Origin of the sequence: Maledivibacter halophilus (assembly GCF_900167445.1) — a bacterium.
GTDB classification, from domain to species: Bacteria; Bacillota; Clostridia; order Peptostreptococcales; family Caminicellaceae; genus Maledivibacter; species Maledivibacter halophilus.
On the sequence record NZ_FUZT01000001.1, the window covers coordinates 138,040 to 153,819 of the forward strand.

Sequence of the window (15,780 nt, forward strand, 5' to 3'; positions counted from 1 at the left end):
GAAAAAATTATTGTGAAATATCAAATATGAATTAAGAAAGGATTGTTAAGCTAATGAGTAAAGATATATTTGTATTAGCAGAACAAAGAGATGGAGATATCCAAAAAGTAAGTATTGAGCTTATTGGTGAAGCTAAAAGGCTTTCTAAATCTTTGGATGAAAAGGTAGTAGCAGTTTTACTAGGATCAGAAATTAAAGACAAGGCTTCAATTTTAACAGCATATGGGGCGGATAAGGTTATAGTTGTAGAGGATCCAATTCTTGGTGAATATGCTACAGAGCCCTATGCTAAAGCGGTATGTAAAATAATTAAGGAATATGATCCGGAAATTGTACTTTGTGGTGCAACTTCAATTGGCCGTGATTTAGCTCCTAGGGTGTCAGCTAGAGTTCATACTGGATTAACAGCTGATTGTACTTCCTTAGATATCGATGAAGAAACAAAATTACTAATGATGACCCGTCCAGCCTTTGGTGGAAATATAATGGCTACTATTGTTTGTGATAGACATAAGCCTCAGATGGCAACGGTAAGACCTGGTGTTATGAAATCCCTTGAAAAGGATGAATCAAAAAAAGGTGAGATAGAATATTTTGATATTAAATTTACTAAAGAGGATATGAATATAAAAATAAGAGAAGTTGTGAAAGAAACTAAAGAAGTTGCCGATATTACTGAATCTAAAGTACTTGTATCTGGAGGAAGAGGTATTGGTAAAGCAGAAGGGTTTAAAATGCTTAAGGGACTAGCAGATGTTCTTGGGGGAGAAATTTCTTCATCTAGGGCAAATGTTGATGCAGGATGGATTGAAAAGGATTATCAAGTTGGCCAGACTGGAAAAACAGTTAAGCCTAGTCTTTATATTGCTGCTGGTATATCGGGAGCTATTCAGCATATTGCTGGTATGGAGGAGTCGGATTTAATTCTTGCCATTAACAAGGATAAAGGAGCACCAATATTTGATATAGCTGATTTAGGTATAGTTGGAGATGTTAACACTATTATACCTAAATTAAAAGAAGCAATTGAAAGTGAAAAGTCCAATTCTAAAGTTGCTAAGTAAGAAAATTCTATAGATATTTAAATAATTATGAGTTTTGATCTTAATTTTCTATACTGGGAGGTGAAGCTGATTCTAATTAAATTGGGATCAGATTAATATGGGAATAAAGAAAATTACAGTTTTAGGTGCTGGAACAATGGGCCATGGAATTGCACAGCTTTGTGCAGAAGCAGGATTATATGTGAATCTATTTGATATATCAAAGGAAAACTTAAAAATTGGACTTGATAAAATCAAGGAAAATCTTACAAGTCTTGTAAATAAGCAGAAGATTACAAAGAAGGAAGCTGATGAGGCTGTATCAAGAGTAAGCTTAGTAGATGACTTAAAGGAAGCAGTTAAGGGCATAGAATTGGTAATAGAATGTATAGTTGAAAATTTAGAAGTGAAACAAAAAGTTTATAAAGAGCTTGATTCATTATGTGATCCATCTGTTATTCTTGCATCTAATACTTCAGGACTTAGTCCAACCCAAATATCTAAATATTTAAAGCATCCTGAAAGAATGGTAGTGGCTCATTTTTGGTGCCCTCCAGAATTAATTCCATTAGTGGAAGTGGTACCAGGAGAAAAAACATCTATAGCTACAGTTGAAAAAACTGTTCAGTGGGTTAAGCAAATTAAAAAGCAGCCGGTAAAAATGAAAAAAGAATGCCTTGGATTTATAGGAAATAGAATGCAGTATGCCCTTTTAAGAGAAGCCATATATATAGTTGAACAGGGCTGGGCAGATATAGAAGAAGTTGATAAGGCTGTAGAATATGGATTTGGACGAAGACTTCCAATAACAGGACCTATAAAGACTGCTGATCTTGGAGGATTAGATGTGTTTTATAATATTTGCTCTTATCTTTTTAAGGATCTTTGCAGTTCAGATACTCCTTCTAATATCATGAAGGAAATAGTAGAAGCCAAAAAATATGGTAGTAAAACTGGGGAAGGATTTTATAAATGGGATGAAAATACCCTTAAGGAAGTAGAGGATAAAAGACGAAAGGTATTACTTCATTTTTTAAATGAAGATAAATCTTGATTTGGAGGAAAGTATGATGAAAGCAGCAAGATTCATAGGACCAGAAAAGATTGAATACAGTGATGTTCCAAAGCCACAGATTGAAAAGGATGAAGTGCTAATTAAAGTTAAAGCAGTTGGAATTTGTGGATCGGATATGGAACTTTATTATGGTGAACATAATTATATAAAGAAGGGTTTAACAAAATATCCACTCATACCGGGACATGAGTGGTCTGGACAAATTGAAGAAGTAGGGTCTGATGTTTCAGATTTTAAAGTAGGAGATAGGGTAACCGGTGATGTAAGCTTAGGCTGTGGAAAATGTAATATGTGTAAATCCGGTAGATTTAATCTTTGTCCTAATAGAGTGGTTATAGGATCCTATAAGAACAGAGATGGAGCATTTGCTGAGTATATAAAGCTGCCTTATAAAAATGTCTATAAAATACCCGATAATATAAGCTATGAAGAAGCCGCAATGGTTGAGCCAGCTGCAACCGCTGCCTATGGAGTAATTAAAGGAAAGGTAGGCTATGGAGATACGGTTTTAGTTATAGGCGATGGTTCAATAGGACAGCTTTCTATGCAGTGTGCAAAAATTGCTGGGGCAAGTAAAGTATTTGTAGTGGGAAGCTGGGATGAAAAACTTGAGATAGCAAAATCAACTGGTGCAGATGCTGTTATGAGCTATAAAAAGGATGACGTTTTGGCTAAAGTAGATGAATTGACCGGTGGAGTAGGTGTTGATGTAGTTATAGAAAGTTCAGGAAATATAAAAACAGTGAATCAGTCTTTACATGCTATGAAACCTGGTGGAAAAGTTATTCTTTTAAGTCTTTATACAACTCCTGAATTTATGGCAGAAATCAACTTAATTATTACGAAGGACGCTGAGGTAATAGGGGTCCTTGCTAGTCCTAATACCTTTAAACCGACTCTTGATTTGATGGAAAGTGGAAGAATTAATGTGAGGCCTCTAATAACCCAGAAATTCCCCTTGTCAAAAGCACAGGAAGCTATAGATACCATAGCAGATAGAAGTATATGTACAATAAAGCCAGTACTAATTCCTTAGATAATTGGAGGTAATGAATATGATGAGAGAAAATAAAGTTAAAAAGATTATTAAAGAGGGGGGATATGTAGTAGGTACATTTGTTAAATTTAGCGACCCTTCTATATCAGAAATATTAGGACTTATAGGATATGACTTTTTTGTATTAGATAATGAGCATGTTTCTATGAATAAGGAAAGTATGGTTAATATTATAAGAGGTGCAGATGCAACGGATATTGTACCTATTGTAAGGGTTAGGAAGAATGAAGATGTAGAGGTCCTTCAGGCATTGGATTCAGGGGCTCTAGGGGTTCAAGTTCCTAATGTGGATACTGCAAAGCAGGCAAAGGATCTTGTGTCCTATGTTAAATATACCCCAGTAGGAAAAAGAGGTTTCTCTCCTTCTGTTAGGGCTGCACATTATGGAATGCTTGATAAAAAGGAATATGTGAAAGCTGCCAATGAAAATACATTGATAGTATCCCATTGTGAGACTGTAGAATGTGTTAATAATTTAGATGAAATTCTAAAGATTCCTGAAATAGATGTAATATTTATTGGACCTATGGATTTATCACAATCATTAGGGGTTATAGGAGATGCTGCCCATCCAAAGGTTATTAAGTGTATTGATACCATTATAGAAAAGACAAAAGAAGCAGGAAAGGCAGTAGGCATTGTTTCATCACCGGCTAAGGCCCATGAATATATTAAAAGAGGGGTACAATATTTACTTGTAAGCACAGATCAGGGCATGATAATATCAACAGGAAAACAAGTAATAAAAGATATAAGAGGAAACAAAAAGTAGAGTTTGATGTTTTATTAAATCATATTGGAATTCTTCTTTTGAATGTTTTAATATTAAAACATTCAGTGAAAATATAGGAGAATTCCTTATTTTTTGCTATATAATAGGTGTGCTTAAGTTCCTGTAATACTATTCTAATAATTGAGGAAATTGCATAACTCTAATTTTACTATAAATGATGCTTGTAAGCATCAAAGAGATGGGGATTTACATCGTTTATTGTAAAATTCATCCTCATTTTATGATATGCTATTATTTATGCAAATTAGAAAAAAAGGAAAATATGACATAAGGGGAAAAATTAAAACTTTTGATATAGGAATAAGCCCAATAAATTAGACTAATTTGAAATAGTTTTCTTTATAGATATAATAGTTAAAAAAATATCAATCCTGATAGAATTTTAGTTAAAAAAAACTGTGAAAAATTATTTTTGGTATGGAATTTGCTTTATTATTAGTATAAATGACAAAAAAATCTATACATCGACATTCATTATAAATATATTTATAATAAATATTGGAAGTTTTTTTATTGAAAAGGGGAAAACGTTACTAGATCATAGTAGATGCACTATACTAGATTTAGTAGCTGTAAAATATATTAAAATTTTGAAATAGCACTATAATTTATTGAAAGGAGATGATTTGACTTTATTAAAGCTAAGTAAGTGAAAAATAAAATTAATTATATGGAGGGTAAATATGTTTGGGAAAAAAGTATTAGTTTGGGTAATTATTGTCGTATTAGTAGGTGGTTTGTTTGCAGGATGCTCTCAAGAGACTGATGGAAAGGAAACGACAAGTGCTAAGAAAATAGAAATAAATATTGGTCATGAAAGTAATGTGCAAACCCCATGTCATAAAGCTTTATTAGAGTTTGAAAAATCTGTTGAAGAGAAATCGGATGGAAGGATTGATATAAAAATATTTCCAGCTTCTCAATTAGGTAAAGCAATGGATATGATGGAGCAGGTTCGTAGAGGGGATATTCAAATGAGTTTAGGTGCTACTACACTTTTTACTCAAACAATCCCTGAATTTGCCGTTTGGGACAGCTTCTATTTATTTGATGATGAAGCCCACGCCCATAGAGTATTAGATGGTAAAGCAGGTAAAGAGCTATTAAAGCCATTAGAACCAATGGGTCTAACTGGTTTAGGATATATGGAAATTGGCTTTAGAAATTTTTCTAATAGTAAACAACCTATTAAAACTGCAGAGGATGTTCAAGGAATAAAAATAAGAGGATATAATCCAATTCAAATAAAGGCCTGGGAAGCAGCAGGAGCCACATTAACTAATTTATCCTGGACTGAAGTATTTACTTCATTACAGCAAAACTTAATTGATGGTCAGGAATGTGCTACTACAAGTTTTTACACTGCTAAATTTTATGAAGCACAAAAATACTGGTCCTTGACAAAACATATATATACAAATTATTTATGGTATGCAAATACAAAATTTATGGATAGCTTATCCGATGAAGATAGAGGACTTATAGAGGAAGAAATTGAAGCGGCTATTAAATTAGAAAGAGACTTAATGAAAAAACAAGAAGAAGAAACTTTAGCACAGCTTCCTGATTTAGGAATTGAAGTGAATGAAGTTCCACTTGAGGAAAGAAAAAAGATGGCTGAGCTTATGAATGCTGCTGTAAAGGAAGATATAATATCTAAATGTGGACAAGAAATATATAATATGGTAATGAAAGAAGTAGAAGCTGAGAGAAAATAGTATTTATAAAGTGGTTATACACGGTGAAACAATCTCAAAATTTAATCTATATATCTTAAAAATATCCATGTTTCTGGGAGTTTTTAAGATATATAAATCCACCTTTGAATTTGTTTCACTATAATAACCTTTAGCTTAAGTTTAAGCCCTTTATTTTCAGTGATTACAGCAAAAAAGATACTAAGGAGTTGAGGTCTAAAATGAAAAAAGTATTTGCTTGGGTGGATAAAAATTTTGAACCTGTTTTAATGACTGTTTTGTTCTATTCTATGACAATTTTAGTTACATTACAAGTTGTTTTAAGATTTGTATTTAACTCTGGGTTTTCCTGGGGAGAAGAAGTATCTAGATTCATATTTGTTTGGTTAATGTATTTTAGTATTTCTTATACTACTCGAAATCACAGACATATCAAAGTAAGTTTTCTTGTTAATAAATTTAATGAAAAAGTTCAAAAAATTATTATGCTCATTGTAGATTTTCTATTTTTAATTTTTTCTTCTGTTATATTTATATCTGCAATAAAAATATGTCAATCAGTTATTGAATACAATGATAGAGCTGTAACTATAGATGTTTCAATGAATATTATTTATGGTGCCGGGTTTATAGGCTTTGCTTTAATGATAATTCGTCTTATACAAGGTATATTGTGGAAATTCAAGAATTTTTCACGATCATTAGAATACTTTGAGAATTATACTGGGATTTATACTGGAGCAAAGGAAATTTGCTTTATGCCAAGGGAAAAGGAGGTTAAGTAAAATATGACTGTTACTTTATTATTCGGGAGCTTTATATTTTTTTTGATTTTATCTGTTCCTATTGCCATAGCTATAGGACTTGCATCAATTTTAACTATTTTTGTTGTACAACCTATAAGTATAGAATGTTTTACTCAAACTATGATTCAAGGATTAAACTCCTTTCCCTTAATGGCTGTTCCCCTATTTACCTTTGCTGGGGATATTATGGGTAGAGGGGGTATATCTAAGCGACTACTTAATGTAGCAGCTGTATTTTTTGGACGTTGGACTGGGGGCCTTGGTGTAGTTTCAATTGTTACTTGTTTATTTTTTGCTGCTATATCAGGGACTGGCTCAGCTACAGTTGCGGCAATTGGAGTTATTATGATTCCTGCTATGTTAGCTAAAAATTATAATAAATCCTTTGCTGGAGCCCTTGTTGCTACGGCTGGAACAGTAGGTACTATTATTCCACCAAGCATCTGCATGGTAATTTATGCTGTATCTGCTGGAGTATCTGTAACGGGAATGTTTACTGCGGGAATTGGACCAGGACTATTAGTCGGATTAGCCTTAATTATTTATTCAATTATTTATTCAATAAAACATGGATATAAAGGTGATGACCGTAGGTATACTTTTAAGGAAATTGTTTCGATTTTTATAGATGCTATTCCTGCCCTACTGGTTCCAGTAATAATTTTAGGTGGAATTTATGGGGGACTATTTACTCCAACTGAAGCTGCTGCAGTGGCTTGTGTATATGGAATTTTTGTAAGTGTTTTCATATATAAAGAAGTTAAAATTAGTGAATTACCCTTTATTGGATTTAATGCTTGTTTACTTTGTGCTGCTGTTTTAGTTATTATTGGAATATCCTCAGGCTTTGGCCGTATTCTTACTATTACCCAGGTTCCTATAACAATTGCCAATTTTATCTTAAGCATTACTTCAAATAAAATACTTATACTCTTATTAATAAATATTTTATTACTATTAGTAGGTACATTTATGGAAACAAATGCTGCTATTATTATTCTTGTGCCTATACTTTTGCCTGTTGTTACTTCATTAGGTATGAATCCAATACAATTTGGTCTTGTTATGGTACTTAATTTAGCAATTGGATTTATTACTCCACCTTTAGGGGCGAACTTGTTTATGGCATGTCAAATAAGTGATATTAAATTTGATGATTTGGCTAAGGCGATTATGCCGTGGATAGTTGTTATGATAATTGTACTGCTATTAGTTACTTTTATTCCTGAAATAACATTGACCCTTCCAAGGATATTAAATATACCAGTTTAATTTAATTTGAATGAAAGAGTAGTTTCTTAGAATGTTTAGGAGCTACTTTTTTTGTTTGTATCTCTTTTTAGATTGAGTTTGCAAATATGTTATAATGTATAATGAATTAAATTCAAAAGTTAGAATTATGCAATTTATTCAAATTTCAATATAGAAAGGAAGATATAAATGTATCCTATAAAATTTAAGCCCCATTATGTTGAAAAAGTATGGGGAGGAAGAAACCTGTCTTCCATAGGGAAGGATTTACCTAAGGGAAATATTGGAGAAAGCTGGGAGATATCCTGTAGAAAAGACGTTGATAGTATTATATCAAATGGAAAATATAAGGGCAAAACCCTTGGATTTTTATTGTCAGAAAGGGGAAAAGCAATAGTTGGTAATGAAATAGAGCCTCAAAATTTTCCTCTTTTAATAAAATTTTTAGATGCACAAAAAGAGCTCTCTATACAAGTTCACCCTGATGATGAATATGGAAAAAAAGAAGGGGATTTAGGGAAAACCGAGGCTTGGATAGTTTTAGAAGCAAATAAAGAAGCTAATATGGTTTTGGGAGTTAAAGACTGCACAAAGAAAGTTTTCTATAAGGGAATTCAGGAAAATAATTTAGAACCCTATTTAAATCGCATACCTATAAAAAAGGGAGATGTATTTTTCATAAAAAGTGGTCTTATCCATACTATGGAGGGAGCGGTAGTCGCAGAAATTCAACAAAATAGTGATTTGACCTATAGGGTTTATGATTTTAACAGAGGAAGAGAGCTTCATATAGATAAAGCAATGGATGTTATTGATTTTTCATTAAAAGGAAAAAAAGCATCAGGATTAACCGCTAAAGAAGAAGGATATGAAAAAACATATTATTGCTATAATGATAAATTTTCCATTGAAAAATATGAAATAAAGGATATGTTAAAAGAAAAAAGTGATGAAGAGAGATTTTATGTATATATGTGTATAGAAGGAAGTGGAAAGATTATATATGAAGGAGGAGAAGAAAATATATCTAAAGGAGAAACCATACTGATTCCAGCCTCCTTAGGAGAATATGAATTTAAAGGAGATTTGACACTGATTAAGACTTATGTTCCAAATATTGAAAAATTAGAAAAAGAAATATTAAAGGAAGTAAATTATCTGTAAAGAGTATATACTCTTTTCTGGTGAGATTAAAATAAAACCAGAAAAGAGTATTTTTATTATACAATTTCTTTATCCCATTATTTAATATTTTCAACTATTATTGATGAAATTAATTCAATTTTTATTTGATTCAGTGCATAGTATAATAAAATTGTACCTAGGAAAAGGGTGATATAAAACATATGAAAATAAGTGATTTAGATATAAGGAAAAGAATTATATTAAAAAAATTGTTATATAAGGATAGTCCTATTACAACTAAAGAACTTTCAAAAATATTAGGGGTTTCTTCTAGAACTGTATATAATGATATAAATTATTTAAAATATTTATTTAAAGATGAGGATGTTCACATAGTATCAAGACCAGGAGTTGGATTTTGGCTAGAGACTAATGAAAAAATCATTAAAAATCTAAAAAAGGAATTAGATAAAGAAATTAAGACCTATAATGATGAGAAACAGCGATTTAATTATATTGCTGCTAGACTATTAAGCAGCGATATCGCAACAACTATGCAAGAGTTAGGTGATAATCTGTACGTTAGCAAATCCACTGTAAATATAGATATTAAACATGTGGAAGAGTGGTTTAAAAAATATAATCTAAGCTTATATAAAAAGACAAACCATGGTATTAGGATAATTGGAGATGAAAAAGACATAAGATATTGTATTCAATGTTTGCTTATAGAGAATACATCTGTTAACAATATTTATCAATTCAAGAGTGATAAAAGAAATCTTTTCCATGTGTTTGATGAAATAAGATCAATTGATATATTTACAAATATAAAAGCTGATGATTTATTTAATATTACAAATGTTGTAAATGAAATTCAAAGAGAAAAAGAGCTGAATTTTACTAATGAAAGCTACTGTAATTTGTTTTTAAATTTATCCATACTTGTAGATAGAATTGCAAGAAAAAAATATGTACAATTTTCAGAAGCAGATATTATGCAGTTCAAAAAAACTAAGGAATATGAAATAACAACGGATATTTGTAGGTCAATAAAAAAATATTTTCAAATAGATTTCATAGAATCTGAAAAATGCTATATTACTTTAAATCTTATAGGGCTTAAAATAAATGTTGATTCATTTATAAATAATAAATATAAAATAATTTCAAAAATGGATAATTATACAGAAGAAATTATCGAATATACAATGAAATTTATAGAAAATAAGTTTAATATAAATTTAAAAAAGAATAAGGAGCTGCTATTAGGACTAAAAATCCATTTGAATTTTGCTATAAATAGGATGAAATATGGAATGAAGGCAGCAAATTCACTGCTGGAAGAAATAAAGAAAAATTATCCCTATTCCTTTAATATAGCCTTGGAAATAGGAAAGACATTAAAGGATAAATTCAATATTAATGTATACGAAGAAGAAGCAGGATATATTGCATTATATATACAAGGCTATGTTGAAAAGGATAGAGAAGATAAAGATATAAAGACCTATTTAGTATGTAATAGTGGAATTGGATTTGTAAATTTATTGAATATTCAGTTGAAAAAAGAATTTAAAAATTTAAATATAGTAAAGATGATTTCTGGAGAAAAGCTGGAGAAAGAAATAAAGAAATTAGGTAAAAGAGATTTACCCCAATTAATAATATCAACTATACCCTTAGAAAATATAAAATTACCCTTTGTTCATGTTAAGCCCATTCTATCTGAAAATGATATGAAAAAAATTCAAAAAGAGATAGAAAATATAAAAGGAACAAATAGAATTTTAATTAATGGAGAATCTTCAAGAATATTAGATTATTGCATAAAGCCGGATTTAGTCTTCCTAAATTATGAATGTGATGATAAAGAAAAGTTAATAAAAAAAATAAGCAAAGAACTTTTGAGAAGAGGATATGTAAAAGAAGAGTTTGAGCAGTCAGTAATTGATAGGGAGAAGCTTTCCAGTACCTATGTTGAAAATGGAGTGGCTGTTCCCCATGGTTATACAAAACATGTTAATAAAACTGCTATTTCAGTTATTCAATTAGATAAATATATAAATTGGAATGGAGAAAAGGTAAACATAGTTTTTTTGTGTGCCATAGATTTTACCTTTGAAGAATTTGCTCAAGAGTTATTTGAAAGGTTATATGAGATTATAGGTGATAAAAATTTATTAAAGGAATTAAAAAAATCTAAGAATAGGGCTGAATTTATAAATCTTTTAAAATGATTTATGGAATTCCTATGAACAATATTTTTAAGAATAAATTATTTATAGAAGGTGAAGCAAATGAAAATAAGTAATTTAACCAATGAGAATTTAATAAATCTCCAATTAAAAGGTAAGGACAAGATAGAAATAATTAAGGAATTAGCTAGTTTAATGGAGAAGGAAAACAAATTGATTTCTTCAGCTCAGTATTTACAGGATGTATATAAAAGAGAAGATGAATATTCTACTGCCTTTGAAAGGGGCATTGCAATACCCCATGGTAAGTCCCATGGAGTTAGGGAATCATGTATTGCAATTGGAAAATGTAATAAAGTTAAATGGAGCCATGAAGATAATTGCCCGGTAGAAATAGTTATTTTAATGGCTGTACCTAAAGATAAAGCAAATGATGAACATTTGGCTATATTATCCAAATTAGCTGAGATGCTTATGGAGGATGAATTTATAGAAGAATTAAAAAAGGCTGCTACTTCTAATGAAGTATTAAATATGCTAAAAAATATTAATTAATGGAGGAGAGAATATGAAAATTGTTGCTGTAACAGCTTGTACTGTAGGACTAGCCCATACATATATGGCAGCTAAGGCACTAAAAAAATATAGTAGTAAAAGGGGTTTTGAAATTAAGGTTGAAACCCAGGGAAGTATGGGAGTAAAGGATAAAATTTCTTCAGAGGAAGTAAAGGGAGCAGATGTTGTTATAATAGCAGCGGATACTAAGATTAAAGATATTGATAGATTTAAAGGTGAAACTATATTGCAGGTAAAGGTATCAGAGGCAGTTAAAAAACCAAATGATGTAATTAATAGGGCAGTACAATTAGTTGAGGAAAACAAATAATAATAGAAGAAGTTTAATCAAAGCAAAGGAGGATAAAAATGAATGATGGTAAAAAGATTTCTACTCATTTGATGACAGGTGTTTCCTATATGATTCCAGTTGTAACTGCAGGAGGCCTTATATTAGCCATAGCTACAATAACTGGAGGAGAAGACATCTGGGAAGCCCAAGGTACATTTGCAGCATTTTTGAGAGATTTAGGACAAATTGGATTAGGACTTATTGTGCCATTTATAGCTGGGTTTATAGCTTATTCCATAGCTGATAAACCAGGTATTGCTCCAGGATTTATATGTGGGATGCTTGCTGATAAAATGGGAACAGGTTTTTTAGGTGGATTAATTGTAGGACTTCTTGTAGGATATTGTGTGGAATTAATAAAGAAAATAGAGGTTCCAGAAAGTGTTATACCCCTTATGTCTCTACTTATAATTCCAGTGGTTTCAACCCTGGGAGTAGGAATGCTACTAAATTATGTAATAGGAAAGCCTATTCTTGTTATGACAAATGGATTGAATAATTGGCTTGGAGGACTCCAAGGAGGGAATCAGGTATTACTTGCTGCAATAATAGGAGCTATGATGGCCTTTGACATGGGAGGACCAGTGAATAAAGTTGCCTTTACCTTTGGACTTGCAATGTATTCTCAAAAAATATATGGACCTAGCTCTGCTGCACTTTTGTCCATTTCAATACCGCCTCTTGCAATGGCTTTGGCATCAAAACTTGCCCCTAAGAAATATACTGAAGAAGAAAGAGAAGCTGCTAAAACAGCCCTTGTTACAGGTATAGGAGGAATAACTGAAGGAGCTATTCCCTTTGCCCTTAGGGATCCAATTAGGGTCATTCCTTCTATGATGGTAGGTACAGCGCTGACCACCAGCTTAGCGGCTGCCTTTGGTGTAGAAAATCCAGTTATATTACAAACGATTTTATCACTTCCCATTGTAAATAAACCATTTATGCAAATAATAGCAATAATAGTAGGGGTAGTAGTCGGTGCTTTAATGGTTAATTTATTGAAAAAGGAAATAGATGAAAGTGAATTAGAAGTTTAAGGATAAAATTAAGTATTAAAAAAAGTATCTAGGATAGAAAAATCCTAGATATATTTTTAAGGAGGAATAAAATGTATAAAGCACATATAGTATCCCATACCCATTGGGATAGAGAATGGTATAAGCCCTTTCAGCATTTTAGGGTTAGGCTAATATATTTCCTAGATAAGCTTATGGATGTATTAGAAGAAAATGAAGATTATAAAGTTTTTACCCTTGATGGACAAACTTCTTTACTTGAAGATTATCTTAAAATTAAGCCACAAAATAGTGAAAGATTAAAAAATCTAATAAAAAATGGACGTATCCTCATAGGCCCATGGTATATACAACCCGATGAATTTAGTCCCGATGGGGAATCCCTAGTTAGAAATTTACTCATTGGAGATAGAATGGGTGAAGAATTTGAAAGTGTAATGAAGGTAGGATACTTACCTGACTCCTTTGGACAGTCCAGTCAAATTCCCCAAATACTTCTTGGCTTTGATATAGATTGTGCTGTAATGATGAGAGGGATACCATTTCACCTATTGGGAGAATCAGAATTTATTTGGGAAGGATTAAATGGGGATTCTATTTTAGCAGTTTATTTAGCAGAAGGATATTTTAACGGCTGTTTTCTGCCTAAGGATTTAAATAAGGCAGATATGCGAATAAATCCTTTAGTTGGAAAACTAAAAGAATCAGCTACAACTAAAAATTTGTTGATAATGAATGGAATAGACCATCAATTTCCACAGGAACATATTCCAGAGTATATAAAATATTTAAATGAAAGATCAGAGAAAGTTGAATATATTCATTCAAGCATGGATAAATACGTTGACTCTATTAAGTCTTATAAAGAAGAAATGAAGAGCTATAAAGGAGAAATGATAACTCCAGAAAGAAGTAGGACCCATACCAGTATGGCATCTACTAGAATGTATCAAAAGAAAGAAAATAGAAAAGTTGAGGTTTTACTAGAAAAATATGTTGAACCAATAGTAACTTTAGCATGGCTTAATGGTGCAAAATATCCAAAGGAATTAATAAATCAAAGCTGGAAATATCTTATTCAGAATCAAGCCCATGATAGTATTTGTGGATGTTGTACCGATGAAGTCCATAAAGAAATAGACCAAAGATTTATAGACTGTAAAAACATAGGAGAAACTCTATTGAATAGTCATGCAAGGGCTATTGCAAGGAAATTTTCTAAGGATAAATTAAAATTAATAGTTTTTAATAATGCAATGATATTAAATTTACAGTTGGTAAAGGCATCTATAATAATAGATTCTAAGGATTTTATTATGAAGGATGAAGATGGGAATATTATTCCCTATGAAATAGAGAAAATAGAGGATGTGAATGCTGCTTCCCTTGGAATATGGGCATCTATGACTAAAGTAACTCAAACTAAGAAAAAAGTATATTTATCATTTTACACTACCTTTGATTCTAATTTTGGTTATAGGGTATTTGACATTGTAGAAAGGAAGAATAATGCTCTTAAAAAGACAGTAGAAAAAGAGATTAAATACCGTGATAATATTTTAGAAAATAAATATTTTAAAATATATTTTAATAAAAATGGAAGCTTTAATGTTGTAGATAAAGAAAGTAATAGGGAATATAAAAATTTGAATATCTATGAGAATTGTGGAGATGATGGGGATACTTATAATTTTTCTCCTGTAAAGAATGATAGTATAGTTACTTCAGAATCTAATAAAGCAAAACTTAAATTAATAAAGAAGGATTCAATTAAGACAACGATTTTAATAAATAATGAGCTTGAAATACCATTAAAGCTGGATTCAAAAAATAATTCCAGAAGTAAAGAAATAAAAACTTTAAATATTAATACCTATGTAACTATTTATTCGAAAATTAAACGAATAGATGTAAGGGTAGATATAGAAAACTATTCATATGATCATAGGCTTAGGGTATTATTTCCAACTACAGTGAAGAGTGATTATTCCTTTGCCGAGACTCAATTTGGCACTGTAAAAAGACCTAATAAATTGGATGATACCTTGTGGGATAAAAACAGCTGGTCAGAAAAACCTCTTCCTATATACACCATGCATAGATTTGTGGATATAAACGATAGTGAATATGGCTTGGCTGTTTTAAATAAAGGAATTAACGAATATGAGATTTATGAAAACAATGAAGCTATTATAGCTATAACTTTACTTCGAGCTGTAGGAAATATGGGTAAAAGGGAACTTTTAATTAGACCGGGAAGGGCTTCAGGCATGGAAATTGAAACTTCAGATGCTCAATGTATAGGAAAACATGAGTTTGAATACTCAATAATTCCTCATATTGGAGATGCTTTTGATGCTAATATTCCTGCTTCAGCAGCACAATTTGATGCAGATCCCTTTAGTGTACAAAACATTTTAAAACTTAATAATACCAAAGAAGAAATTGAGTTATATGATATAGAGACATTGACTAAGCATATAGAAAATGAAATCGATATATTAAATACAAATAATAAACTTATATCACTAAATGATGACAGAATACTAATTAGTGCAATTAAAAGATGTGAAGATGAAGATAATTTTATAATTAGGATATATAATTCAAGTTCCAAAGCAATAACAAATGGCAAAATAGGAATTAATATTGATGGAATTGAAAAGGCTGTTCTCACAGATTTCAATGAATGTAATATTAAAAAGGAATTGGAAAGGGAAAAAAATTATTTTCAATTACCAAAATTAAAGGCCTTTACAGCAGAAACAATTAAATTTGTATTAAATTAGATAAAATTATAGCCTATAAGCTT

13 protein-coding genes are annotated in these 15,780 nt (G+C 30.9%); all 13 read left to right on the top strand.

Translation table 11 applies throughout. The features are described 5' to 3' along the window. The first annotated feature begins 53 nt into the window (after positions 1-53). The 13 genes from B5X81_RS00710 (at position 54) to B5X81_RS00770 (ending at position 15,757) form a co-directional block, all read left to right on the top strand. Positions 54-1,064, top strand: coding sequence for an electron transfer flavoprotein subunit alpha/FixB family protein (locus B5X81_RS00710; protein ID WP_079488596.1), 1,011 nt, complete (start codon positions 54-56; stop codon positions 1,062-1,064). Positions 1,065-1,161: 97 nt separating this feature from the next. After that, positions 1,162-2,097, top strand: a complete 936-nt coding sequence (locus B5X81_RS00715; protein WP_079488598.1) for a 3-hydroxyacyl-CoA dehydrogenase family protein — start codon at positions 1,162-1,164, stop codon at positions 2,095-2,097. Between the two features lie 13 nt (positions 2,098-2,110). Then, a complete protein-coding gene (locus tag B5X81_RS00720) occupies positions 2,111-3,154 on the top strand; it encodes a zinc-dependent alcohol dehydrogenase (RefSeq protein WP_170917218.1) in 1,044 nt (347 codons plus the stop codon). A gap of 19 nt (positions 3,155-3,173) precedes the next feature. Next, the gene (locus tag B5X81_RS00725) at positions 3,174-3,947 is read left to right on the top strand and encodes an HpcH/HpaI aldolase family protein (protein ID WP_079488601.1); all 774 of its coding nucleotides are present in this window, start codon (positions 3,174-3,176) and stop codon (positions 3,945-3,947) included. 704 nt (positions 3,948-4,651) lie between these two features. Then, complete coding sequence (locus tag B5X81_RS00730; protein WP_079488603.1) at positions 4,652-5,686, top strand: TRAP transporter substrate-binding protein; 1,035 nt, start codon at positions 4,652-4,654, stop codon at positions 5,684-5,686. A gap of 200 nt (positions 5,687-5,886) precedes the next feature. Then, a complete protein-coding gene (locus B5X81_RS00735) occupies positions 5,887-6,450 on the top strand; it encodes a TRAP transporter small permease (protein WP_079488604.1) in 564 nt (187 codons plus the stop codon). A gap of 3 nt (positions 6,451-6,453) precedes the next feature. Further along, the gene (locus B5X81_RS00740) at positions 6,454-7,743 is read left to right on the top strand and encodes a TRAP transporter large permease (protein ID WP_079488606.1); all 1,290 of its coding nucleotides are present in this window, start codon (positions 6,454-6,456) and stop codon (positions 7,741-7,743) included. 168 nt (positions 7,744-7,911) lie between these two features. Next, positions 7,912-8,886 carry a type I phosphomannose isomerase catalytic subunit gene (locus B5X81_RS00745; protein ID WP_079488607.1) on the top strand — a complete coding sequence of 325 codons (975 nt, stop codon included), beginning with the start codon at positions 7,912-7,914 and terminating at the stop codon, positions 8,884-8,886. A gap of 182 nt (positions 8,887-9,068) precedes the next feature. Then, entirely contained in the window at positions 9,069-11,087 is a 2,019-nt protein-coding gene (locus tag B5X81_RS00750; protein WP_079488609.1) for a BglG family transcription antiterminator, read from the top strand. 60 nt (positions 11,088-11,147) lie between these two features. Then, complete coding sequence (locus B5X81_RS00755; RefSeq protein ID WP_079488611.1) at positions 11,148-11,600, top strand: PTS sugar transporter subunit IIA; 453 nt, start codon at positions 11,148-11,150, stop codon at positions 11,598-11,600. A gap of 13 nt (positions 11,601-11,613) precedes the next feature. Beyond that, entirely contained in the window at positions 11,614-11,931 is a 318-nt protein-coding gene (locus tag B5X81_RS00760; RefSeq protein ID WP_079488613.1) for a PTS fructose transporter subunit IIB, read from the top strand. Between the two features lie 38 nt (positions 11,932-11,969). Further along, positions 11,970-12,989 (top strand): PTS fructose transporter subunit IIC, encoded by a 1,020-nt coding sequence (locus B5X81_RS00765; protein WP_079488614.1) that lies wholly within the window; start codon positions 11,970-11,972, stop codon positions 12,987-12,989. Between the two features lie 71 nt (positions 12,990-13,060). Next, positions 13,061-15,757, top strand: a complete 2,697-nt coding sequence (locus B5X81_RS00770) for a glycoside hydrolase family 38 N-terminal domain-containing protein (RefSeq protein WP_079488616.1) — start codon at positions 13,061-13,063, stop codon at positions 15,755-15,757. Positions 15,758-15,780: the final 23 nt, after the last annotated feature.

Bases quoted from the DNA above. Each gene is read 5' to 3' on its own strand.
- B5X81_RS00710 (WP_079488596.1), top strand. From the start codon at position 54: ATGAGTAAAGATATATTTGTATTAGCAGAACAAAGAGATGGAGATATC.
- B5X81_RS00715 (WP_079488598.1), top strand. From the start codon at position 1,162: ATGGGAATAAAGAAAATTACAGTTTTAGGTGCTGGAACAATGGGCCAT.
- B5X81_RS00720 (WP_170917218.1), top strand. From the start codon at position 2,111: ATGATGAAAGCAGCAAGATTCATAGGACCAGAAAAGATTGAATACAGT.
- B5X81_RS00725 (WP_079488601.1), top strand. From the start codon at position 3,174: ATGATGAGAGAAAATAAAGTTAAAAAGATTATTAAAGAGGGGGGATAT.
- B5X81_RS00730 (WP_079488603.1), top strand. From the start codon at position 4,652: ATGTTTGGGAAAAAAGTATTAGTTTGGGTAATTATTGTCGTATTAGTA.
- B5X81_RS00735 (WP_079488604.1), top strand. From the start codon at position 5,887: ATGAAAAAAGTATTTGCTTGGGTGGATAAAAATTTTGAACCTGTTTTA.
- B5X81_RS00740 (WP_079488606.1), top strand. From the start codon at position 6,454: ATGACTGTTACTTTATTATTCGGGAGCTTTATATTTTTTTTGATTTTA.
- B5X81_RS00745 (WP_079488607.1), top strand. From the start codon at position 7,912: ATGTATCCTATAAAATTTAAGCCCCATTATGTTGAAAAAGTATGGGGA.
- B5X81_RS00750 (WP_079488609.1), top strand. From the start codon at position 9,069: ATGAAAATAAGTGATTTAGATATAAGGAAAAGAATTATATTAAAAAAA.
- B5X81_RS00755 (WP_079488611.1), top strand. From the start codon at position 11,148: ATGAAAATAAGTAATTTAACCAATGAGAATTTAATAAATCTCCAATTA.
- B5X81_RS00760 (WP_079488613.1), top strand. From the start codon at position 11,614: ATGAAAATTGTTGCTGTAACAGCTTGTACTGTAGGACTAGCCCATACA.
- B5X81_RS00765 (WP_079488614.1), top strand. From the start codon at position 11,970: ATGAATGATGGTAAAAAGATTTCTACTCATTTGATGACAGGTGTTTCC.
- B5X81_RS00770 (WP_079488616.1), top strand. From the start codon at position 13,061: ATGTATAAAGCACATATAGTATCCCATACCCATTGGGATAGAGAATGG.